Here is a 21723-nt window from a genome sequence, read left to right as displayed (position 1 = left end):
AATTTTTGCTTAAATCGCTTTAAAATCTAAATTCTTTATCTCAAAGCCAAATGCATTAAAATCTTCATCTAAATTTGCTTTAAAAAAATAATCCAAAATTCCAAGCTCATAGCTATGCAAATACATTCTTTCTGCTCGAATTTTTGCATATTTTTCATCTCCTATAATGCCGTGTTTTATAAAGGCTGTATGCACTCTAATTTGATGGGTGCGTCCGGTTTGAATTACAATTTTAGCTAAGGTTTTTTTACCCTCAATCATCAAGGGGCTAATCACACTTTTTGCCTCAAATCCTTCCTTTGAAATTTTACTCAAAGCTCCCTTTTTGGTTTTAATTGTTAAAAGAGGCTCATTGATTTGAATTTCTTGAGCTAAAATTCCATTAAGAATCGCTATATAGCTCTTATAAACTTTGTGTTTTTTAAATTCTTCTATACACATTTGACGAAAATTTTCTTCCTTACAAAGCAAAATAACTCCGCTTGTTTCTTTATCCAAACGATTTAAAAGTTTGGCTTTAAATTGTTTTTCTAAATTTTCACTCACAAAAGAATGCGGTTTATTGATTGCAAGAATTTTTTTATCTTCAAAAATCACTTGAGGATTTTGAGTTTTCTTTATAATAAATTGGGATTTTTCATCGACTAAGGCTCTTGCGAGTGTGATTTTTTTTCCTTTTAAAAAAACACAAGCTCTATCAATGAGCTCTTTAGCTTCTCTGTTTGAAATACCCTCTTGTAAAGCTAGGACTTTATAGGCTTTTTCTTGCATCAATACTCTCTTGTATCTCTTTAATCATAGGCTTTAAATCAAGCTTTTTAGAGATTTTAGCCCTTTGACTTAAATGATGAATTTTCTCATCAAGCTCTTCTAAATTTTCGCAAAAATTAATATTTTCAACCTCGTTAAATAATTTTTTTTGATTGTGGATATAAATTCCAGAGATTATAACATTCTCAAAACTTGCCGCTTCAATGGGATTATGCCCTCCTATTCCCTCAAAAAAAGACCCGCCAAGCACAACCACATCACTGATTGCATAAAAATTTACAAGCTCTCCTAAAAGATCTAAAAGTAAAATTTGACTTTTAAATTCCTTTTCCAAATCATCTTCACAATTTTTTAATGTGCTCAACCGATCAAAATTTAAATTCAAATCTTTAAGCAAATTTTCTACTTCTTTAAATCTTTCTGGATGTCTTGGAGCAATAATGAGTTTTTCATTGTCTTTGAGTTTAAGAGCTTGAAGTAAAAGTTGCTCTTCTTTAGAATGAGTGTTTGCAAATATGATAAGCTTTTGTTTTAATTTAGGATAGTTTTTGCTTAATTTTGGTTTCAAAGCTGCCTTGATATTTTGATAAATTGCGACTTTTTTTGCCCCAAGCTCTAAAAGTCTTTCTTTATCTTGCAAACTTTGAGCAAAAATTTTATCAATATAAGAAAAAATCAAACGATAAAAAAAAGAGAAATTTTTATAATTTTTATAGGAATTATCTGAAATTCTTGCATTGATTAAAAGCACTTTTGCACCTTTTAATTTCGCTATAAAAATAAGCATAAGCCAATATTCAGCTTCAAAAATCACCAAAACCTTGCAAGGTTTGAGCCAAAAAGGAATAAAATTTTCAAAAGCCAAAAAATTAACCTTTTGACAAAAATTTTTCGCCTCATCATAGCCGGTTTGAGTGATTGTGCTTATTCTAGAATCAAAACACAAAGCAAGTTCTCTAATACTCCTTACTTCTCCCAAAGAACAAGCGTGAAAATGCACATCTGCAACATCTTGATGAAAATTTTTATACAAAAAAAATCTCGCTTTAAGAGAATTTTTATATTTAAATTTAAAAAAAGAAAGCAAAAATAAAGGAAAGGCAAGGATGATATAAACAATCCACACCAAACAATAATAAATAAAAATCAATTTTATTCTTGCTCTTTATAAAGAATTCTTCCACAATGCGGACAAGTTATAATCTCCTCGCCTTTTACCACAGAAAGATAAGTTTTATCATAAATTTTCATAAAACATCCATAACAAGCTTGTTTTCTTACAGGAACTACAGCGGTATTTTTAGCCCATTTACGAATTTTTTCATAAAAACATAAAACTTTTTGATTGATTTGTTCAACAAGTTTGGTTTTTTTATCATAGATTTTCATTCTATCTTTTTCTAAATCCTGCATTTGCATTTGAATATTTGCCTTGATATTTACAAGCTCAGCTTCTTCTTTTTCTCTCTGTTGCGAAAGCTCTTTTTTGAAATTTTCTTTATTGTCTAAAATTTTATCCAGTCTAATAATTTCATCATTAGCCGCATCAAGTTGCTCTTTGGCAATATCCTCTTCAATCTTTAAGGCATTAGCTTCTTTTTCCGTTTTAATGGAGCCGCTTTTTTTAGAAAGTTCTTTAATTTTAGCTGAAAATTCAGCAATATGTGCATTGTTTTGAATTTTCTGATTTTGTATGTCTTTAATTTCTTCATCAATGCTTTCTAGCTCGGCATTGATTTTTGAAATTTTGTTTTCACAATCCCTTAAAGCCTTGCTAATGTTTTCTATCTTTGGCTCAAAACTATCGATTTCTTGATCGATTTTTGATAAAAGGACGATTTGCTCTAAATATTTATTCATTGAATTTCCTTAAAAATATTGAAATGGATTTTTTGAAACTTTTATTATAGCTTTTAGTGGCAAATTTTGCAAGTCTTTTGCAAGAGATTGTGCAAAATATCTCTCACTTTCAAAATGTCCAAGCTCAATTAAGCTCAAATCATTGCTTAATGCCTCCAAAGCTTGATGATATTTAAAATCTGCGCTTAAAAAACAATCAGCTTTAAGTCCTGAAATAAAATCCCCTCCGCTTCCTGTGCAAACAGCAAGTTTTTTAAGTTTTTGCTTACCACAAAAACTTATTTTTAAAAGTTCTAAATTCAAACTCCGCTTAATATGCTCACAAAGCATTTCAAAGCTCATATCCACATCAACAAAAATTAAAAATTTATCTTGAGTGAAACGCTTAAAACCTAAAATTTCTCTTACAAAATAGGCATTAAGATGGCTTAAATCATAATTTGTATGCAAAGCAATTAAAGAAAGATTTTTTTTAATCATTTCTTTAACAAAAGCCTTAGGATAAGACTCTCCAGCTAAATCTTTCAAGGCCTTAAAAATCAAAGGATGATGCGTGATAAAAAGCGAATTTTCCTCTGCTTCTTTGATTAAATTCTCATCCAAATCAAGACTAAGATAAACCTTAGAAATTTCATCATCTAAATTTCCAAGCAATAACCCGCTATTATCCCAACTTTCTTGAGTGCAAAAAGGACTTATAGAATCTAAAAAATTATAAATTTCAATGAGTTTCATTTAAATTTTTCTTATAAAGTTCAGCACAAGCTTTTGAAAGCTCTCGAATTTTTAGCATATAATCTTGTCTTTGTGCCACTGAAATTGCACCTCTAGCATCAAGAAGATTAAAAGTATGAGCTGCAAGCATACAATAATCATAAGCCACCAAAGCCAATTCTTGTTTTAAAATATTTTTGCATTCTTTGTAAGCATTATCAAATTGAGAATTTAAGATACTAACATCACTGACTTCAAAATTGTATCGGCTGAATTCGTATTCACTTTGTTTATGCACATCAGCGTATGTGATAAACTCTCCATTAAATTCACTCCAAACAATATCATAAACACTATCCACATCTTGAAGATACATAGCAATTCTTTCAAGTCCATAAGTGATTTCAGCACTGACTAAATCAACAGCGATTCCACCCACCTGCTGAAAATAAGTAAATTGCGTTACTTCCATCCCATCAAGCCAAACTTCCCAACCAAGCCCCCAAGCTCCAAGACTAGGGCTTTCCCAATTATCCTCAACGAAACGAATGTCGTGATTTTTTAAATCAAAACCTAAATTTTCAAGGCTTTTCAAATAAAGCTCTTGAATATTATCCGGACTTGGTTTGATTAAAACTTGAAACTGATAATACGCCCCTAAGCGATTAGGATTTTCTCCATATCTTCCATCAGTAGGTCTGCGACTTGGAGCAACATAAGCAACCGCCCAAGGTTTTTTTCCTAAGCTTCTTAAAAAAGTTGCAGGATGAAAAGTACCTGCACCTGCTGGCATATCATAGGGCTGCATGATTGCACAACCACATTCTTGCCAATAATTTTGCAATTTAAGTATCATTTGTGAAAAAGTCATTTTAACCTTCTTTATTGCCCTCATTGTTTTGTTCTGTTTGCTCTTCGTTGCTTTTTTCATTAGAATTCGCACCGCCATACATTTGAATGGTTTTATTCCACATTAATTTGTATTTTCGTTTTAAAAATTCTGCCTCTTCTCTTGCATGTTTTAATTCAGCATTTAAAGTTTCTATGGTTTTTCTATCCTCATCATAAATTTCTTGCATAGAATAAAGGGCATCTTTTAAAAATTTATTTTCATTTTTTAAAGTTTCTAAGGTTTCATCTTTTGCATCCAAAACTTTTTCATGTAAATTTAAAATTGTGCCTATAGTCTTTTCTACAAAACTCTCTCCAGCCAAAGTCATAGAATTAACCATTGCAGATTTTGAAGAATTGCTCGGGACAACACTAAAAGTGCCTTGATTGGCTTCGATATAAATTTTACCCTCTTCTTCTTTAAAATTTAAGGCTCCATTTGCCATCATGCCTTTAACCACATCTTCATTGAGATGAACTAATTTACAAAATTCATTGAGTTCTAAATAAGTTTGCATTCTTATCCTTTTTTTACAATAAAACTTCTACGCTTTTAGAATCTGCTATAAGCTTTTCTTCTTTATCTTTACGATCTTGTTTTAAGGCTTTTTCTAATTTTTCATCATTTAATGCTAGAATTTGCACAGCCAAATAAGCCGCATTGACAGCCCCTGCTTTTCCTATAGCTAAAGTTCCCACAGGAATTCCACTTGGCATTTGCACAGTAGAAAAAAGAGAATCCATACTTGCTAAGGCATTCCCTTGCATAGGCACACCCAAAACAGGTTTGGTTGTATAAGCAGCCACCGCTCCGGCTAAATGAGCCGCCATACCCGCTGCAGCGATAAAAACTTGAGCCCCTCTTTTTTCAGCTTCTTTAATATAATCTTTTGTCCTTTGTGGGCTTCGGTGTGCTGAAGTTATAATGAGTTCGTATTTTATTTTGAAATTTTCAAGAATTTTAGCACATTCTTGCATAATCTCATAATCACTCTTACTTCCCATTAAAATCGCAATAAATTTCATTCGATTTCCTTTCTTAAAAAGCTGAATTCATTGACCTTGCAAGGCATTTTAATCTGATTTTCGTTTCCGCTATGAATTTCTTTAAATTCTTTATGATTTTTAGAGATGATTTTCTTAAATTCTACGAAATATTTTTCATCTTTTTTATAAATTTTTCCCAGTTCATTATCGCATTCTAAAACCTTTGCATTCAATGGCATTAAAAGTTCATAAGCTACATTTGGCACAATCTTCCCTTTGCATTTAAAAAATTCTCCATCTTCAACAAAGGCTTGAACTTGATGTGTGCCTTGTTCTATGCTTGTGATATAATTTTGTGTATCGTTTTTTTCAAAAGGACGCGAGATAAGATAACCATCTGTAAAACCGCGATTTTTAAGCGTATGAATTTCTTTTTCATATTTTTCGGGTTCAAATTGATTGTTTAAAACATCAAGGATTGCCATTTTATAAGTCCTTGTTGCAACAGCGACATAATACTCGCTTTTAGTCCTGCCCTCGATTTTAAAAGCATCGATGCAATCTTCTTTCATAATTTTTTCTATATAAGAGCATAAATTTAAATCCTTAGAATTAAAAATATGTGTGCCATTTTCATCTTCTTCTAAACGAAATAAGACCCCATTTTCTGGATTTTTTGCATAGAGTTCATAACTAAAACGGCAATCATTAGCACAAGAGCCACGATTACTCATTCTACCGCTTTGAACACTACTGATTAAACAACGTCCGGAATAAGCAAAACACATCGAACCTTGCACAAAGGCTTCAAGCTCTATATCGCAATTTTGTTTTAAAATTTGGGCATCTTTTAATCCAAGCTCCCTCGCAATCACTATACGTTTTGCCCCCATATTTTTATAAACTTGTGCATCTAAATAATTTAAAACATTTGCTTGCGTGGAAACATGCAGAGCAATTTCAGGAGCAAACTCTTTAACCAAATTCATTATTCCGATAGAAGCAACGATAAAAGCATCCGGTTTCATTGCTCTAAGTTTTAGAATGTGTCTTTTTAAACCTTCGATTTGAGTACTTAAATGAAAACCATTAAGCGTTACATAAAATTTTTTACCTCTTAAATGCGTATATTCAATAGCCTCTTCAAAGCTTTTATAATCAAATTCCTTAGCCGTCCTTGAACGCAGTGAAAAATGATTCACCCCTGCATAAACAGCGTCAGCTCCATAAGCTAAAGCGATTTTAAGTTTTGTAAAATTACCTGCAGGAGAGACGATTTGAGGAATGATCATTTCTGCCCTAGACTAGCTATTAAAGCTTCAATATCATCGTTGCTTACAATATTAGTGTTATTATCTCCTTCGATATAAACTGCAGAACTTACACGTTTTTTATCGTCAATCTTACCTTCAAATAAGGAACTCATATAACGACTCAAAGCTCTCATAACATTAATGACTCTTTCAATCTTTTGACGATGAATGTCTTGATATTGCATAGCGTCCATTGCTACCATAACTTCATCTTGTCCATTTTGTAAATGTTTAAGTATATCTTTAATTTTACTTGTGCTATTTTGATTAAGTTCTAAAATTTCCATAAAACTTTTAACATTAGGAAATTTTTCATTTAATTTAGCAAAAATTTCAATGTTTTTATCGAAAACCTGACTAAGCTCATTCATTAAATTTTCTGAATTTGCAAAATAATCACTAATATGCTCAAGTTTTTCTAATAATTCAGTGGCTTTTTTTTCACTATCCTTTGTAACATCATCAAGCTGATGGACGACCTTATGTTCTTGATTAGGTGGAGGTGGTGGCCAAAGTGTTTTATGGTCTATTCTATAATCATCGCTTTCAAGTATCTCTGTATCTGCTTGTCCGCTTTGATTTTCTTTATCTTCCCCAGAGTCTGTATCTTCATCAAGCTCAACACTATTAGCTAAAGCATCTAATTCTTCTTGGGTCATAGCTTTCCTTTTTTAAATTTAGAATCACACTTTGCGTATAATTATAATGAAATTAAACTAAAATTAAAATATAAATTTTTATTTTTTAATAATTTAACACATAATAACCTTAAAATGTTGCTTTTTCTAAAAATATAAAAATAAAATTTTAAAAACATAATAAAAAAAATATTAATTAAAGCTGAATTAAAAATTTTATGCTATAATTTTAAATATTAATTTTATTTTAAGGAGAAAAAAATGGGTAAATTTGTCGGCGATATCAATGACTTTTTCAAATTTTGCAAAGAAAATGAAGTGCTTTTTGTGGATTTTCGTTTCACAGATATGATAGGAGCATGGCATCATATGACTTATAGTCTCCATGCTGTAAGCAAAGAAAGTCTTGAAAATGGAATTCCATTTGATGGAAGCTCAATTGAAGGTTGGCAACCGATTGATAAATCGGATATGATTTTAAAACCAGATATACAAGGAGCTTTTTTAGACCCCTTTACTGCAGACCAAACTATCGTTGTGTTTTGTGATATTTATGATATTTACAAGGGGCAAATGTATGAAAAATGCCCAAGAAGCATAGCTAAAAAGGCTTTAGAACACCTTAAAAAAAGTGGTATAGCTGATACAGCTTATTTTGGTCCAGAAAATGAATTTTTTATTTTTGATAGTGTTAAGATTGTAGATAATGCGAATTGTTCTAAATATGAAGTTGATACTGAAGAAGGAGAATGGAATGATGATAGAGATTTTGTAGATAGTTACAATACAGGACATCGTCCTAGAACCAAAGGAGGATATTTTCCTGTTCAGCCTGTTGATTCTTCAGTTGATATTCGGGCTGAAATTGTCCAAACTCTTGAAAAAGTAGGACTTAAAACCTTTGTGCATCATCACGAAGTGGCTCAAGGACAAGCAGAAATCGGGGTTAATTTTGGCACCTTAGTTGAGGCTGCGGATAATGTGCAAATTTATAAATACATTGTGAAAATGGTTGCTCATCTTAATGGCAAAACTGCGACCTTTATGCCAAAACCTCTCTATGGAGACAATGGCAACGGAATGCATGTGCATATGAGCCTATGGAAAGATGGAGTGAATTTATTCTATGATAAAGAAGGTTATGGAAATTTAAGTCAAACTGCTATCCATTACATAGGCGGAGTGCTTAAAAATGCAAGAAGTGTCGCAGCTTTTACAAATCCTAGTTCAAATTCTTATAAGAGAATCATTCCGGGTTTTGAAGCTCCTTGCATTTTAACTTATTCTTGCCAAAATCGTAGTGCAAGTTGTCGTGTGCCTTATGGAGTTGGCAAAAATAGTGCTAGAATTGAAATTCGTTTCCCTGATAGCACAGCTAATCCTTATCTTGCTTTTACCAGTCTTTTAATGGCAGGACTTGATGGCATTAAAAATAAAAGCATTCCTGTGGGTCCAATGGACGAGAATTTATTTGAATTAACTTTGGATGAAATTAGAGAAAAAGGTATAGAGCAACTCCCTCATACTTTAAGAGGCAGCTTAGAGGCTTTGATTCGCTATAATTCTTTCCTTAAACCTGTGATGAGTGATATTTTCATCGATGAATATCAACATTTAAAATTTGAAACTCAAGTTTGGCCAGTAGAAGCAAGACCAACTGCTTATGAATTTAAAACTTGCTATTCTTGCTAATCAATAAAGAGCTTGAAATTTCAAGCTCTTTATTTTGCTTTAAAGCCTATTAAGGCAAAAAATAATATATAAAAATAACAAAGCATAGGAATAATATAAGATAAAATCAAACTTGTAGAATCAGCAATCAAACCTTGTATAGGTGGAACAATCGCACCTCCTACAATGGCTATACAAATAAGCCCTGAAGCTTGAGAAGTGAATTTTCCTAAATTTTTTGTTGCTAAAGAAAAAATCGTTGGAAACATAATAGAATTAAAAAATCCTATTGCAAGCAAAGCAAACATAGCAATTTGTCCCCCATATAAAATTGCGATTAAAGCTAAAAGTATGCTCATAAAACAATTAAAAGCCAGACATTTATTAGGTGCTATAAATCTCATAACAGCACTTCCTATGAATCTGCCTACCATAGCTCCTCCCCAATAAAATACAATATATTTTGCTCCCGAAACTTCATCGATACCCGAAACATCTTTCATCGTTAAAATCAAAAATGAACCTATTGAAACTTCCGCTCCAACATAAAAAAAGATTGCCGCAGCTCCTAAAACTAAATGCTTGTATTCAAACATACTTGTTTTGCCATCTTGATTTTCTTCGCTAATTTTTTCTGCAGTTTCCCTAACATCAGGAAGTTTTAAAAGATAAACCACCAAAGCCAAAAATAACAAAACTCCAGCTATACACAAATAAGGAATTTGAACCGATTGTGCTTCTTCAGCTTTACTTGCAAATTGAGCTGTGCTAGAAAGGATAAAAGCTCCTCCAAAAAGAGGTCCTAAGGTTGTCCCTAAAGAATTAAAAGCTTGCACTAAGGTTAAAGAACTCGCTTCTTTTCCGGGTGAAAGCAAGGTTACAAAAGGATTACCAGCAGTTTGAAGCAAAACCACTCCACTGGCTAAAATAAATAAAGCGGCTAAAAATACACCATAAGATGCCGTTGAAGCTGCAGGATAAAAAAGTATGCAACCAAATGCAGTAAGAATGAATCCAAAAATCACCCCCGCAGGATAACCTATTTCAGAAAGCAATTTTCCAAAAAACCCACCCGTGATAAAATAAGCACCAAAAAAACAAAATTGAATTAAAGCTGATTCAAAATAATTTAATTCAAAAGCAGCCTTTAAATGCGGAATTAAAATATCGTTTAAAACCGTGATAAATCCCATAGCAAAAAACAAAGCTGTTAAAGTTGCTAGAGAAAAGGTATTTGATTTTTGCATTATTTCTCCTTTAGATTTGAATTAAAATTTTTATAAATTTGAATAAGATTTTTTGTAGAACTATCGTGTTTTTTGCTTTCTTCACCTCCTTTAAATTCATCTAAAATGTCTTTGGCTAATTCTTTGCCAAGCTCAACACCCCATTGATCAAAACTATTAATATCCCAAATCACTCCTTGAACAAAAATTTTATGCTCATAGAGTGCAATTAAGGCTCCGATATTTTGAGGACAAATTTCATCAAGCAATATCATATTACTCGGTCGATTTCCTGAAAAGACCTTATGGGGTGCAAGTCTTTGAATTTCTTGCTCTTCTATCCCATTTTGACGCATTTGAATGCAAACTTCATCATATGTTTTGCCTTTCATAAAAGCTTGAGCTTGAGCAAAAACATTACTCAATAAAATTTCATGATGACCCGGCAAATTCCCCTTTTTACTTAAAGAAACAATCAAATCTATAGGACTTAAATGCGTTCCTTGATGTAAAAGTTGAAAAAAAGCATGTTGGGAATTAATTCCCAAATCACCCCAAATAATAGGACCTGTATCATACTCAACCTTTTGTCCATTTTTTCTCACTTGTTTGCCATTGCTTTCCATATCAAGTTGCTGAATGAATTTAGAAAAATAACGCAAATGCTGGTCATAAGGTGCAATCAAATGACTTCCTGCATCAAAAAAATTGATATACCAAATCCCAAGCAAAGCTAAAATCACAGGCATATTGTCTTTAAAATCTGCATTATAAAAATGTTCATCCATTAAATACGCTCCTTCGAGCAAAGAATCAAAATTTTCCCTGCCCAAATATATCATAATAGACAAACCTATAGAAGACCAAAGGCTGTAGCGTCCCCCGACCCAATTCCAAAATTCAAACATATTATTTTCATCGATTCCAAATTCTTTGACCGCTTCTTTATTTGTTGATACAGCAACAAAATGTTTGGAAATAAATTTTTCATCTAAAGAATGATTTAAAAACCATTTTCTAGCTGTAAGAGCATTTGTTAATGTTTCTTGAGTGGAAAAGGTTTTAGAAGCTATGATAAATAAAGTGGTTTCAGGATGGATGTGATTTAAAACTTTTTGCAACTGGACCCCATCAACATTAGAAACAAAATGCATATTTAAACGCGGATGACCATAATTTTCAAGAGCCTTACAAACCATTAATGCCCCTAAGTCTGAACCACCTATGCCTATATTTACAATATCTGTAATGATTTGATTTGTATAACCAAGCCAAGAGCCTATACGAATAGAATCTGAAAATTGACTCATTTTATCCAAAACAGAATGGACATTTTGCATAATATCAATCCCATCAACCATAATGCAAGTCTTGCCTTTATTTCTTAAAGCTGTATGCAAAACGGCTCTGTTTTCTGTATTGTTAATCTTTTTTCCTTGAAACATTTGCTGAATTTTTTCTCTTAAAGAGCATTCTTGAGCCAAATTCTCTAAAAGAGTCATAGTTTTATCTGTGATTCTATTTTTAGAATAATCAAGTCTAATTCCCCCAATATGACTAAAATACCTTTGATAACGTTTAGGATCATGTTCAAACATTTCTCGCATATGCATATGTTTAATTTCATCAAAATGTTTTTGAAGTTCTTTGTAGGAATTTAATTCATTAAAAGCTTTCATTTTATTGCCTTTGTTTTTTTAAATAATTATCCAAAGCCACTGCTACTCCGCTGATTCCGGGATATTTTGCCAAAACGACATAAACAGGTATAGCAGCTAAATAAGCATCAAATCTGCCTTTATTCTCAAAACGTACTCTAAACGGAGAGGTCTTAAAATAGTCAATAAATCTTGGGATAATGCCTCCACATAAATAAACTCCAGATCTTGCTCCAAGTATCAAGGCTAAATTAGAAGATAAGGTTCCTAACATAGCACAAAATATATCTAAAGTTAAGCGACATAGAGGAGATTCCCCACTAAGAGCTTGTTCGCTAATGAGTTTAGGAGTCATTTTTGGGGTTTTGATGCCTTCTCTATTTGCTAAGGCTTCATGAATTAAAACAAGTCCAGAACCACTTAAAAAACGTTCAGCTGAAACGTGCCCGTATTTTTTCTTTGCATATTGCCATATCATAATTTCTGTATCGTCAAAAGGAGCAAAACTGACATGACCACCCTCTCCCGCTAAAGCAATATAAGCTCCATCATCGCAAGGGATTAAACCACTCACACCAAGCCCGGTACCCGGACCTAAAACAACTTTTGGAGCACAAATATCTTGCAAAGTGCCTCCAACTTGCATAAGATATTCATCTGACATTTTGCTGATAGCATAGGCTTGTGCTGTAAAATCATTGATAAGGATTAAAATATCTAAATCCAATGCTTGTTTTGTTGTTTCGATAGAAAACGCCCAATGATGATTTGTCATTTGCACCCAATCACCTATAACAGGATTTGCAATAGCAAATGCACCGAGCTTAACTCTAGGATTGCCAAGTTTTGCTAAATAAGCTTTCACAGCATCAACAACAGTATCATAATCGTTACAAGCAAGGACCTCAATATGCTCGATTTGATTCTGTGCTCTTTCAAGGGCAAATCTCGCATTTGTACCTCCAATATCAGCTAAAAGTCTCGGATAAGAATTATTTTGAGTAATAGACATCGCATTGAACCTTTCTTGAATGAAGTATAAATGAAATGGGAAAATCAGCATTTTCTTTCAAACTCGCTCTATCAAAAACCTCTTTTTTATCTTTTCCTATAATGAATAAAAAAAGTTTTTTGCAAGATTGCAAAGCATTTAAACTCATAGACAATCTTTGATAAGGAGCTTCAGTAGGATTTATAAGAACTATATTTTGCACACATTTAAGGGCGTTTGCAAATTCTTTTGCCTTAGGAAATAAAGATGCAGTATGTCCATCAAGACCCATTCCAAGCACAGCTAAATCGGGTTGCTGATAAAAAGAATTTGCAGATTCTACGAAATCATTGCTGTTTAAATTTTCATTAAAATTTTTAATCAAAGGATTAAATTGTGCCAATTTTGCTTTATTTTGTAAAAAATATTTTTCAACAAGCCCAGCATTGCTCTCTGTATGACTTTGTGGCAAAATTCTTTCATCCACTAAAGAAATATTGCATTTTTGCCAATTTAAATCCGCTTTGCTTAATTTTACAAATAAATTAATAGGAGATTTACCGCCTGAAAATGCTAAATTGATAAACCCTTTTTGAGATATATAATCTTTAATTGAACTGCTTAGAGTTTCCACCAAAGAATCTTCACATAGTTCAGAATTCTCAAATTCGTAAATTCTAAATGCCATTGTAAAATCACTCCCAAATACATTGTTTATTTCAAATCTTAACAAAAATATATAAAAAATATATAAAATTATGATTTATTTATAGTTTGGAATTCTAAAAAATTAAAAAATGTTTCAAAATTTCACATTATTTATTTTTTTTATTATATATTAAAAATTAAATATTATACCACTCGCAACCATCTTTTTCAATCAATTCAAAGGCTTGCTTTGGACCCCAACTTTTAGCAGGATAAAAGAATAATTCGCTCTTTTTATTTTTCCAATTTTTCAGTATAGAATCCACCCATTTCCAAGCGGCTTCAAGCTCTTCTTTATGGTTAAAAGAAGCGGGATTAGATTCGATAATATCAAGGATGAGTCTTTCATAAGACTGCATGGTTGAATTATGATTTAAATTTAAATTAAGAATTTTAGTTTCAAAGTCCGTATCGCTTTCTATTTTTTTAATATTCATTTCAAAAGAAATTCGATGATGAGGCTGTAAAGAAATGATTAATTTATTGATGTCATTTGCTGTATTTTTTTTATTTTTAAAAGATATAACAATATGGGCAAAAGACTCAGCCATTCTTTTACCTGTTCTTAAGTAAAATGGCACTCCTTGCCAAGTTTTATTCATCAATTCCGCTTTTAAAGCTACAAAGGTTTCTGTTTGACTCTTTGCTTTGATGTTTTTTTCTTCCAAATAGGACTTAAATTCTTCATTTTTAACATATTGAGCCCTTATAACTTGCTTGTTTAAAGTATCAATTTTTAGAGGTTTAAGGCTTTTTAGAATTTTAAGTTTTGCTTTTCTTATAGAATTAGCATCAAAATTTTTAGGAATTTTCATTGCAATTAAAGAAAGAATTTGTAGAATATGGTTTTGCAACATATCTCTTAAAGCTCCTGTATGGTCGTAAAATTCTCCTCTATTTTCCACTCCTAAGGTTTCAAAAACGCTAATTTCTATGCATTGAATGTATTTTTTATTCCATAAAGCTTGAAAAATAGGATTAAACGCCCTTAACGTTAGAATATTTCTAACACTCTCTTTTCCCAAATAATGATCAATCCTATAAATTTGAGTTTCTTTGTAGAATTTTGAAATTTTTTCATTAATCTCACAGCAAGATTTTAAGTCCATACCCAAAGGCTTTTCAAGCACTATTTTAACCCTTTTATCGTTAAGTCCTACAAGGGTTAAATTTTCACAAGCTTGGATAAAAAATTCAGGAGATATTGAAAAATAAATGATGATATTCTTGCTATTTTTACTAAGCTGTTGATTTAAAAGATTAAATTCTTTCACTTCATTTATATTTATACTTAAATAATAAATATTGTGTGTAAATTCTTCCCATTTTTTTTCATCATAATTTTTTATATGAATTTTGGATTGAGTTTCTAAACGTTTTAAAAAATCTTTTCGACCAAATTTTGTGCGACTTGTAGCAATAATTTTACCCTCTAAAGAAAGCAATCCATCGTAATAAGCTTGATAAAGAGAAGGAAAAATCTTTCTCATTGCCAAATCTCCCGTTGCACCAAATAAAATAAAATCAAAATTTTGCATAAAATTTCCTAAATATTTTTTTGTTATAAATAATATTTATAGCAAAAAAAGGTTACAATTTAAAGCTATTATTTAGTAATTTTTATTTAAAATAAAATATCAATATAAAAATTATATAGAATATTTTGGAGAGAAAATGGCACAAAAAAAACTCTTAAAAATTACAGAAAAGATTGTCAATAGGAGCAGAAAAACAAGACAAGCTTATTTAAAGCGTATGCAAAATTATGAAAAAAAAATTCACAGAAAAGATTTAGCTTGTGCAAATTTAGCCCATGCTTATGCGAGTATTCCATCTCATATTAAGGATAAAATCAAAGAAAATAAAGGATTAAATTTCGCCATAATTTCAGCTTATAATGATATGCTTTCGGCTCATCAACCCTTGAAATTTTTTCCCGATATTATCAAAAAAGAGCTTTTAATTCATCGAGCCTATGCACAATTTGCAGGAGGAGTGCCAGCAATGTGCGATGGAATCACTCAAGGTTATGAAGGAATGGAATTGTCTCTTTTTTCTCGTGATGTAATTGCCATGAGCACAGCCATAGCCCTTTCTCATAATGTTTTTGACGGAGCTTTTTATTTAGGCGTGTGTGATAAAATCGTTCCGGGTCTTTTAATAGGTGCTTTAAGTTTTGGGTATTTGCCAAGTATTTTTGTCCCATCAGGTCCTATGACAAGTGGCATTTCAAATGATGAAAAGTCAAAGGCACGTCAGCTCTTTGCAGAGGGAAAGATTAGCAGAGACCAACTTTTAGAAAGCGAGATGAAATCCTATCACGATGTAGGCACTTGCACCTTTTATGGAACAGCAAATTCAAATCAAATGATGATGGAATTTATGGGACTTCATCTACCTAATTCCGCCTTTGTCAATCCAAACACTCCTCTAAGAGAAGCTTTGGTTAAACAAGCCGCAAAACATATGGTTACAAATGAAGTTAAACCTCTTGCAAAGCTTTTGAGTGAAAAAAATATCGTCAATGCCATAGTAGGGCTTATGGCAACAGGTGGTTCTACAAATCACACTATACATCTTGTCGCCATTGCTAGAGCCGCTGGGATTATTATCAATTGGGATGATTTTGATGCCATTTCTAATATGACCCCGCTTCTTGCAAGAGTTTATCCTAATGGTAAAGCCGATGTCAATCAGTTTCAGGCTACGGGAGGTTTAGGATTTGTCATTAAAGAGCTTTTAAAAGAAGGGCTTTTGCACGAAGATGTGGATACTATAATGGGTAAAGATATGCATACTTATACAAAAGAACCTTATTTAATCAATGGTGCGATCATTTATCAAGAAAGCGTAGATACAAGCAAAGATGAAAACATTTTAAGACCGGTTGAAAATCCCTTTTCTAAAGATGGAGGGGTAAAAATTTTAGATGGAAACATAGGCAGAGCTGTGATTAAAATTTCATCTGTAAAAGAAGAGCATCAAATGATAAAAGCTCCAGCTTTGGTTTTTCATTCTCAACAAGAATTTTTAGAAAGTTTTCATAAAAAGCAATTACAAAGGGATTTTATTGCTGTGCTTCCTTTTCAAGGTCCAAGGTCAAATGGTATGCCTGAATTGCATAAATTAACCCCTATTTTAGGAATTTTACAAGATCAAGGCTTTAAGGTTGCATTAATAACCGATGGCAGAATGTCTGGAGCTTCAGGTAAGGTCCCTGCCGCCATTCATATGAGTCCGGAAGCCTTGCTAGGTGGCAATATTTCTAAGATTAAAAATGGAGATGAGATTATTTTAGACGCTCGAAATGGCAAACTTGAAGTTTTAATCGATGAAAAAAAATGGATGCAAAGAAAGCCAAAAAAACTTAAAAACATAAAAAATTTTGGTTGTGGTAAAGAACTTTTTTCCGGTTTTAGGACGCAAAGCTCGAGTGCAGAAACAGGAGCTATGAGTTTTGGCGGATATTTCGCATAAGGATTGATGATGAAAGCAAGAGAAATTTTAGGATTGAGTAAGATTATCCCTGTAATAACCATTGAAGATGTAAGTCTTAGTGTGGATTTAGCTAAGGCTTTAATGGACGGAGGTGCTAAGGTTTTAGAAATCACACTTCGTACTAAAGAAGCCTTAAAGGCCATTGAATCAATCAGTAAAGAATTACCAGAGCTTGTTGTGGGAGCTGGAACGATACTCAATGCTCATCAGCTTGAACTCGCAATCAAAGCAGGAGCGAAATTTGGGATAAGTCCGGGGCTTAATACCATTTTTGCCACAGCTTTAAAGAAATTTAATCTCCCTTTCATTCCCGGTATTGCTAGTGCTGGAGAATTGATGCTTGCTTTGGAATTTGGATTTGACACTTTGAAATTCTTTCCTGCTCAAGCTGCAGGGGGAGTCAATATGCTAAAATCTTTTTCTGGTCCTTTTAAAGACATTAAATTTTGTCCCACAGGAGGAATTAGCATCGATAATATGAAAGAATATTTAAAACTTGATAATGTCATTTGTATAGGAGGTTCTTGGCTCACCCCAAAAGAGCTTGTTTTACGCAAAGAATGGCAAAAAATATCTCAACTCACATCTCAAAGTTTAAAATTAACCAAGAATTTATAGGAAAACTCTATCAAATGTTTAAGTGATATGTGAAATTGAATTTTTTAGTATTCATATGAATTTATGATTTGTATTAAATAAAAATTCATCTTTAAAAAAACACTTGATATAAGGTTTTAATCTGTGATAAAAAAGAGATAATTTATTTATTATTACATATCTTTAAATATTCTTTTTATTAAGAAATGAATAAAATATTGTTTTTATCAATAATGTCTTTGATAAATAAAGCAAAGGATTAAAAAGAATTTGATAATTTAAATTCTTAAAATCATTTAAAGAATTTATTTAACATCTCATTCATATTCTATTGATACATCAAAATTGATTTATATGAAAGAAAAATCAATTAAATCATTTTAACTCTATCTTATTCTAAGACTTTAAAAATTTATTTTTAAATCAAGGTTTAAATTTCAATCTTATTTTATAAGCTTTAAAAATAAGATTGATTGATTAAATTAAAATTTAGATAAAAGAATTATCCAAATTTTTAGAAATTCTTTTGATTTTTTTGTTTCTTTGATTTTTATATTGTTGTTTTAAAATTTATGTTTTTTTCTTTTAAATTCTTCTTTTAATTTGGGCAATTCTTTAAAGAAAAAGACTAAATACCCCCCCCCATACCACTTTTTATGAGCTTTCATAAGAGCAAGTCCTAGTTTATAAGTGAAACATTCTTTTTCTTTTAGAGCTTCTTTGTAATCAGGATAGCTTTCTAAAGGAGGTAAAATATCATTACATTTAATCTTTTGTTCCTCTCTGTGAGCTATACTAAGAGCTATGAGTATATAAGGCATTTTCATATAAGAAAGAAAAGTTTTAGAATTTTTTATCATACTCTGTCCTAATTTATAGGCAAGATGATTGTGAATTCTTGCTTTGGCTGAATAATAGAGGGGTATTGGATTTTGAGCTTTTATATTGTTTAAATTAACTTTTAAACCTAAAGTCCTCGCTGTTTCTAAAAAAAGTTCATGATAAGGTTCTTTTTGCAAGGCTAAGTGAATGTATCGTTTTGCTTGTTTTTGATTTTTGTTAAAGATTGCAATTTGAGCAGCAACAAAAGAGATATAAGGTGTGTTGTGAGTGGCATTTTTTAAATAAAAAATAAATTGACTTTGAAAAGTGGAATGGGTACCCCAAAGTTTAGATAAAAGAGAGGAAATAAAATTTTCATAATATTCATTGATGACATTTTTTAAATAATGCTCTGCTCTTGTCAAATATCCTTTTTTAAAAAACTCATCAAGTATCATTACCCTAAAAGCACTGTTATTTGTGTCAAATTCTAAGCCTAAATTTAAAAGTCTGATTTTTTCTTCGAAAGAAATATTAAGTTTTAAACCAATTAAATAAGCATAAGCACAGCTTGCTGTTTTTTGCACAGAAGAAATATTAATAATATCTTTCAATTTTGGGATAATAAAAGCATTGTAAAGTTCTTTTGTATTAAAATAAGTGTTGAAATTTAAAAGTTCTGCTTGTCCTAAATGTGCAGCAAATTTTGAATAAGTGGAATGATTAGCAATAATCTTTTCTGCCTTTGACATTAATACAACTTCAAAAATTTGAGCCTGCATTGCATTTAAATTTTCAGAAAAATCAGAAGCAATAAAAAATTTTTCATCTAAAACTTCATCTTTTAAGTATTCTTTTACAGCTAAACTTGCTTTTAAATCTGCTGAAAAAAGCACAACCTTAAATCCTTTTTCTATAAAATGTCTTGCAGTAAAAATAGCTAAATCCACAGGAAAAATGTATTTATAAATTATAGGAGAAAAAATAAAACTGCGATACCATGTTGTTTCTATACTGTCTCCACCTCTCATATGTATAGCAACAAAAGATCCTAAATTCAAAGCTGTGTCTTTAGCACATTGAAATTGGCTTTTGTAAGGAGCTTTAAAAGGAAGGCTGAAAAAAATATCTTGGAATTCTTTCTTATATTCAGTTTCATCAAGATCACTAATATGTGTTTTATTTACTATATAATAATTCATTACAAAAGAACCCCAAGGTTTTTTATAAGGTTTTAAAGCAAGTTCGGTTAGACTTTTAAAACATAATACATTCGTATCACCAAGGGGTAAAACATTTGAGTAATCAAACTCATCTAAAAATTCTTTTTCAAATAAATTTTCTTTTTTTTCTAAAAATACTCCATCTCTATCCTTATTAACTCTTGCTCGCCACACGAAACCAAATTTAAAACCTGTTTTTTTAGCAAAATAAATAGCTGTTACAAAAGCACTCATTCTTGAGCCAAAAGCATCGTTGCGTGCAGCTATAAGTAAGCCTTTAATTTTTCTGTTAAAAATCTTTACTTCTACAAATTCTAAAGAGCTTTGAATTTCAAAATACTCACACTCAAAATCTTCACTTAAAATTATATAAACTTTATTTTCTGTCATTTCAATTCTATTTTCTAAATTGATTGATTCATCATTGATTTTAACATTGAGATTGTTTAAGATTTCTTCTTTTGTCGGGTTTTTAGAAAAATAGATTTTTATGCATTCAAGAAGGCTCTTTTGAGCAAATTTGTATTTATTGTGCTCATCTTTTATCAATTTAACTTCATTTAAATCTTGTTTTTTAAAGACCATATAACTTCCCTTTATGTTTTATCAATATTTTAAAAATGCAATTATATCAAAAAAAAAAAAAACAATATAATAGGCTTAAAAAAATGAAAAATTTATATTTAAATTGTTGGTGTCCCGTGTAGGGTTCGAACCTACGACCACCTGATTAAGAGTCAGATGCTCTACCAACTGAGCTAACGAGACTTTAAGAATCGAGTTTTTCAAAATCATCCTCATAGTTTAAAGGCATATTCCAACAAAAAACATTCTAAGGCTTATAAATGGCGCAGCGGACGGGGCTCGAACCCGCGACCTCCGCCGTGACAGGGCGGCATTCTAACCAGCTGAACTACCGCTGCGTATTAAGAATAAAGACTCTATAAAATCTAGCCTTTTAAGCTATTTTTTATAATTTTGTCAATTTTAAAACTATGGTGGTCGCTATAAGACTCGAACTTATGACATCCACCTTGTAAGGGTGGCGCTCTACCAACTGAGCTAAGCGACCAAATTTGGCGACCCTTAGAGGATTTGAACCTCTGTTTCCATACAGAGAGAATGTTGTCCTGGGCCACTAGACGAAAGGGTCATACCCTAAATATGGTGTCCCGTGTTGGATTCGAACCAACGACCCCCTCCTTAAAAGGGAGATGCTCTACCAACTGAGCTAACGAGACTTGAAAATAAATTGTGATTGTATCAAAAATCATATTGAATTGTCAAGAGTTTTTATAGCATTTATTAAAAATTAAATCATTTAAGATTTTAATTTCTTTTTCACACATCTTGTTTTAAATATAAACTCATTTTCAAAAATTTTAACATAGTAAAGGTTTAAATATTAAACGCATCAAGCTCCATTTAAAAAATAAAAATATCAAATACAAGCCCTATTTTTCCACTTAATGCACTGATAAAATAAAAGATTTAAATAAATTAAATCCTAGTAAAAAATCAAACCATCTAATAAACTTGTTTGCATTGCTGATTTTAAAAATAATTTCAAAAAATAAACAATGAATTTAATTATTTTTTATAAAAAAATGCAGATTTTTAACTAAAAATGCCATTTATCGAGTAGTCTTTTCTTTTCAATGTAATAAAAATTTTCATAGATTTTGGTTTTTAAAAAAATAAAAATTTTATTTCATTTTTTAAATTTATAAAAATTAAATTTTAAGTTTATGCAGGTAAAATTATCCAAAATAATTTTTAGGGAAGATAATGCTGATTTTTGGACATAAACTCGACACTCAAAAAGAATTTTTTTGGACAGAAAATTTTAAATTCAAAAAAGGAATCAATTGTTTTTTTTATGATGAAAAATTCATTCAAAAAGCTAAAGAAAGTGGAGTGAAATTTGGAATTTTGGTCCAAAATGAAGATGAAGTTTTTCTTGCAAATCATTTTGAGGCGAATTTTATACTTTTTGAAGATGAAAAATTAGCTCGTTTTGGAGCAAAAGTGGCGGAATTTTATCTTTTTGATAGTAAGATTCTTCTTATCGTTCATACTTTAAAAAATTTAAAAAAAGCCTTTGAGCTTGGTGTTGATGGTGTCATTTTAAAAACTCATATTCAAAAATAAACTT

Annotated in this window: 19 protein-coding genes and 5 tRNA genes; 4 read left to right on the top strand and 20 right to left on the bottom strand. The window is 31.2% G+C overall.

Annotated elements, in window-relative coordinates:
- Nucleotides 1-9: 9 nt before the first annotated feature.
- The 9 genes from CCUN_RS04330 to CCUN_RS04290 are packed head-to-tail and all read right to left on the bottom strand — an operon-like array spanning nt 10 to nt 7195.
- Entirely contained in the window at nt 10-771 is a 762-nt protein-coding gene (locus CCUN_RS04330) for an RluA family pseudouridine synthase (protein WP_027306489.1), read from the bottom strand.
- Nucleotides 752-1921 (bottom strand): lipid IV(A) 3-deoxy-D-manno-octulosonic acid transferase, encoded by a 1170-nt coding sequence (gene waaA, locus CCUN_RS04325; protein ID WP_027306490.1) that lies wholly within the window; start codon nt 1919-1921, stop codon nt 752-754. The genes CCUN_RS04330 and waaA overlap by 20 nt, the downstream gene beginning before the upstream one ends.
- Before the next feature lie 2 nt (nt 1922-1923).
- Nucleotides 1924-2631, bottom strand: coding sequence for a zinc ribbon domain-containing protein (locus CCUN_RS04320; RefSeq protein WP_027306491.1), 708 nt, complete (start codon nt 2629-2631; stop codon nt 1924-1926).
- Nucleotides 2632-2640: 9 nt separating this feature from the next.
- Nucleotides 2641-3366 carry a Nif3-like dinuclear metal center hexameric protein gene (locus CCUN_RS04315; protein WP_027306492.1) on the bottom strand — a complete coding sequence of 242 codons (726 nt, stop codon included), beginning with the start codon at nt 3364-3366 and terminating at the stop codon, nt 2641-2643.
- Nucleotides 3353-4216, bottom strand: a complete 864-nt coding sequence (gene glyQ / locus CCUN_RS04310) for a glycine--tRNA ligase subunit alpha (protein ID WP_027306493.1) — start codon at nt 4214-4216, stop codon at nt 3353-3355. Before glyQ ends, CCUN_RS04315 begins: the two co-directional genes overlap by 14 nt.
- A 1-nt stretch (nt 4217) precedes the next feature.
- Complete coding sequence (locus CCUN_RS04305) at nt 4218-4754, bottom strand: DUF3972 domain-containing protein (protein WP_027306494.1); 537 nt, start codon at nt 4752-4754, stop codon at nt 4218-4220.
- Nucleotides 4755-4767: 13 nt separating this feature from the next.
- Nucleotides 4768-5262 carry a 5-(carboxyamino)imidazole ribonucleotide mutase gene (purE, locus tag CCUN_RS04300; RefSeq protein ID WP_027306495.1) on the bottom strand — a complete coding sequence of 165 codons (495 nt, stop codon included), beginning with the start codon at nt 5260-5262 and terminating at the stop codon, nt 4768-4770.
- The gene (locus CCUN_RS04295) at nt 5259-6515 is read right to left on the bottom strand and encodes a peptidase U32 family protein (protein ID WP_027306496.1); all 1257 of its coding nucleotides are present in this window, start codon (nt 6513-6515) and stop codon (nt 5259-5261) included. Before CCUN_RS04295 ends, purE begins: the two co-directional genes overlap by 4 nt.
- Entirely contained in the window at nt 6512-7195 is a 684-nt protein-coding gene (locus CCUN_RS04290; RefSeq protein ID WP_027306497.1) for a hypothetical protein, read from the bottom strand. Before CCUN_RS04290 ends, CCUN_RS04295 begins: the two co-directional genes overlap by 4 nt.
- Before the next feature lie 240 nt (nt 7196-7435).
- Here CCUN_RS04290 and glnA point away from each other — a divergent pair, with 240 nt between their 5' ends.
- Nucleotides 7436-8866 (top strand): type I glutamate--ammonia ligase, encoded by a 1431-nt coding sequence (gene glnA / locus CCUN_RS04285; RefSeq protein WP_027306498.1) that lies wholly within the window; start codon nt 7436-7438, stop codon nt 8864-8866.
- Nucleotides 8867-8895: 29 nt separating this feature from the next.
- On the opposite strand, the gene CCUN_RS04280 is transcribed toward glnA, so the two are convergent.
- The 5 genes from CCUN_RS04280 to zwf all read right to left on the bottom strand — a co-directional run bounded on the left by CCUN_RS04280 (nt 8896) and on the right by zwf (nt 14966).
- On the bottom strand, nt 8896-10092 hold the full coding sequence (locus tag CCUN_RS04280) for a sugar MFS transporter (protein ID WP_027306499.1): 1197 nt from the start codon (nt 10090-10092) through the stop codon (nt 8896-8898).
- Nucleotides 10092-11750 carry a glucose-6-phosphate isomerase gene (gene pgi, locus CCUN_RS04275; protein WP_027306500.1) on the bottom strand — a complete coding sequence of 553 codons (1659 nt, stop codon included), beginning with the start codon at nt 11748-11750 and terminating at the stop codon, nt 10092-10094. Before pgi ends, CCUN_RS04280 begins: the two co-directional genes overlap by 1 nt.
- Before the next feature lies 1 nt (nt 11751).
- Nucleotides 11752-12741, bottom strand: a complete 990-nt coding sequence (locus CCUN_RS04270; protein WP_027306501.1) for a glucokinase — start codon at nt 12739-12741, stop codon at nt 11752-11754.
- Nucleotides 12722-13408 carry a 6-phosphogluconolactonase gene (pgl, locus tag CCUN_RS04265; protein ID WP_027306502.1) on the bottom strand — a complete coding sequence of 229 codons (687 nt, stop codon included), beginning with the start codon at nt 13406-13408 and terminating at the stop codon, nt 12722-12724. The genes CCUN_RS04270 and pgl overlap by 20 nt, the downstream gene beginning before the upstream one ends.
- 157 nt (nt 13409-13565) lie before the next feature.
- Nucleotides 13566-14966: a glucose-6-phosphate dehydrogenase gene (gene zwf / locus CCUN_RS04260; protein WP_027306503.1), complete on the bottom strand. Its 1401-nt coding sequence runs from the start codon at nt 14964-14966 to the stop codon at nt 13566-13568.
- 136 nt (nt 14967-15102) lie between these two features.
- On the opposite strand from zwf, the gene edd reads away from it, so the two are divergent.
- Both edd and CCUN_RS04250 read left to right on the top strand, forming a co-directional pair.
- Nucleotides 15103-16905: a phosphogluconate dehydratase gene (gene edd, locus CCUN_RS04255; protein WP_027306504.1), complete on the top strand. Its 1803-nt coding sequence runs from the start codon at nt 15103-15105 to the stop codon at nt 16903-16905.
- Nucleotides 16906-16908: 3 nt separating this feature from the next.
- The gene (locus CCUN_RS04250; RefSeq protein ID WP_415270569.1) at nt 16909-17544 is read left to right on the top strand and encodes a bifunctional 4-hydroxy-2-oxoglutarate aldolase/2-dehydro-3-deoxy-phosphogluconate aldolase; all 636 of its coding nucleotides are present in this window, start codon (nt 16909-16911) and stop codon (nt 17542-17544) included.
- A gap of 542 nt (nt 17545-18086) precedes the next feature.
- On the opposite strand, the gene CCUN_RS04245 is transcribed toward CCUN_RS04250, so the two are convergent.
- The 6 genes from CCUN_RS04245 to CCUN_RS04225 all read right to left on the bottom strand — a co-directional run bounded on the left by CCUN_RS04245 (nt 18087) and on the right by CCUN_RS04225 (nt 20809).
- Complete coding sequence (locus tag CCUN_RS04245; protein ID WP_085296637.1) at nt 18087-20153, bottom strand: hypothetical protein; 2067 nt, start codon at nt 20151-20153, stop codon at nt 18087-18089.
- Between the two features lie 107 nt (nt 20154-20260).
- Nucleotides 20261-20336: transfer RNA gene (locus tag CCUN_RS04240), tRNA-Lys, on the bottom strand.
- 78 nt (nt 20337-20414) lie between these two features.
- Nucleotides 20415-20491: transfer RNA gene (locus CCUN_RS04235), tRNA-Asp, on the bottom strand.
- A 73-nt stretch (nt 20492-20564) separates the two neighbouring features.
- Nucleotides 20565-20640: transfer RNA gene (locus tag CCUN_RS04230), tRNA-Val, on the bottom strand.
- Nucleotides 20641-20645: 5 nt separating this feature from the next.
- Nucleotides 20646-20721, bottom strand: a tRNA-OTHER gene (locus tag CCUN_RS09765).
- Between the two features lie 12 nt (nt 20722-20733).
- A tRNA-Lys gene (locus CCUN_RS04225) sits at nt 20734-20809 on the bottom strand.
- A 547-nt stretch (nt 20810-21356) separates the two neighbouring features.
- On the opposite strand from CCUN_RS04225, the gene CCUN_RS04220 reads away from it, so the two are divergent.
- On the top strand, nt 21357-21719 hold the full coding sequence (locus CCUN_RS04220; protein WP_027306093.1) for a hypothetical protein: 363 nt from the start codon (nt 21357-21359) through the stop codon (nt 21717-21719).
- Nucleotides 21720-21723: the final 4 nt, after the last annotated feature.

The organism is Campylobacter cuniculorum DSM 23162 = LMG 24588, from assembly GCF_002104335.1.
Lineage (GTDB): Bacteria > Campylobacterota > Campylobacteria > Campylobacterales > Campylobacteraceae > Campylobacter_D > Campylobacter_D cuniculorum.
This window is presented reverse-complemented; position numbering and strand designations above follow the sequence as displayed.

Coding starts and splice junctions, on each gene's coding strand:
- CCUN_RS04330 (WP_027306489.1), bottom strand. CDS start 771: ATGCAAGAAAAAGCCTATAAAGTCCTAGCTTTACAAGAGGGTATTTCA.
- CCUN_RS04320 (WP_027306491.1), bottom strand. CDS start 2,631: ATGAATAAATATTTAGAGCAAATCGTCCTTTTATCAAAAATCGATCAA.
- CCUN_RS04315 (WP_027306492.1), bottom strand. CDS start 3,366: ATGAAACTCATTGAAATTTATAATTTTTTAGATTCTATAAGTCCTTTT.
- glyQ (WP_027306493.1), bottom strand. CDS start 4,216: ATGACTTTTTCACAAATGATACTTAAATTGCAAAATTATTGGCAAGAA.
- CCUN_RS04305 (WP_027306494.1), bottom strand. CDS start 4,754: ATGCAAACTTATTTAGAACTCAATGAATTTTGTAAATTAGTTCATCTC.
- purE (WP_027306495.1), bottom strand. CDS start 5,262: ATGAAATTTATTGCGATTTTAATGGGAAGTAAGAGTGATTATGAGATT.
- CCUN_RS04295 (WP_027306496.1), bottom strand. CDS start 6,515: ATGATCATTCCTCAAATCGTCTCTCCTGCAGGTAATTTTACAAAACTT.
- CCUN_RS04290 (WP_027306497.1), bottom strand. CDS start 7,195: ATGACCCAAGAAGAATTAGATGCTTTAGCTAATAGTGTTGAGCTTGAT.
- glnA (WP_027306498.1), top strand. CDS start 7,436: ATGGGTAAATTTGTCGGCGATATCAATGACTTTTTCAAATTTTGCAAA.
- CCUN_RS04280 (WP_027306499.1), bottom strand. CDS start 10,092: ATGCAAAAATCAAATACCTTTTCTCTAGCAACTTTAACAGCTTTGTTT.
- pgi (WP_027306500.1), bottom strand. CDS start 11,750: ATGAAAGCTTTTAATGAATTAAATTCCTACAAAGAACTTCAAAAACAT.
- CCUN_RS04270 (WP_027306501.1), bottom strand. CDS start 12,741: ATGTCTATTACTCAAAATAATTCTTATCCGAGACTTTTAGCTGATATT.
- pgl (WP_027306502.1), bottom strand. CDS start 13,408: ATGGCATTTAGAATTTACGAATTTGAGAATTCTGAACTATGTGAAGAT.
- zwf (WP_027306503.1), bottom strand. CDS start 14,966: ATGCAAAATTTTGATTTTATTTTATTTGGTGCAACGGGAGATTTGGCA.
- edd (WP_027306504.1), top strand. CDS start 15,103: ATGGCACAAAAAAAACTCTTAAAAATTACAGAAAAGATTGTCAATAGG.
- CCUN_RS04245 (WP_085296637.1), bottom strand. CDS start 20,153: ATGGTCTTTAAAAAACAAGATTTAAATGAAGTTAAATTGATAAAAGAT.
- CCUN_RS04220 (WP_027306093.1), top strand. CDS start 21,357: ATGCTGATTTTTGGACATAAACTCGACACTCAAAAAGAATTTTTTTGG.